This is a genomic window from Aeromicrobium sp. PFPM2_SD2, assembly GCF_057364525.1.
Window position 1 is genome coordinate 1 of record NZ_JBNFNZ010000861.1, and the last position, 479, is coordinate 479.

General features: G+C 74.3%; 1 pseudogene. It reads right to left on the reverse strand.

The annotated features are described in order from the left end of the window. A pseudogene (locus AC2W7G_RS18520) lies at positions 1–315 on the reverse strand (4-(cytidine 5'-diphospho)-2-C-methyl-D-erythritol kinase); the annotation flags it as partial. Between the last annotated feature and the right edge of the window lie 164 nt (positions 316–479).

Below are 479 nucleotides of genomic sequence, written 5' to 3' on the forward strand. Positions count from 1 at the left end.
AACCCCCCCGGCCATGCCGCCGGCCACCGGGATCGCCTTGCGGATCGCGAGCGACGCGCCCTCGTCGACGCCGGTCTCGTCGCGCAGCAGCCGGGCGGCGCGCACGGCGAGGTTGTCGTCGTCCAGCGGGACGCTGCCCTCGCTCTCCGGGCCCTCGAAGTGCACCTGGACGTGGATCGTGCCGTCGTCGCTGGGCCGGGCCGTGACCTCGTCGTAGAGGCTGACCGCCTGGTAGACGGTGGCGAGCGAGTGGAAGCCGTCCTCGCGGAGCGGACCGACGGCCAGGCTCACGTTGATCTTGGCAGGCACACGCACGGTCGTCACCGTGACAACCTATCGGCGCGCCGCGAGGCCGCACGCCGGAGCCGGACGCTCAGACGTCCACGTCGTCGCCGCCGCCGAGGTCGCTGCAGTCGACCGCCGCGACGCCGTGGGCCCGCAGGTACGGACGCGCCCCCTCGTCCCCCGGCCAGGACGTC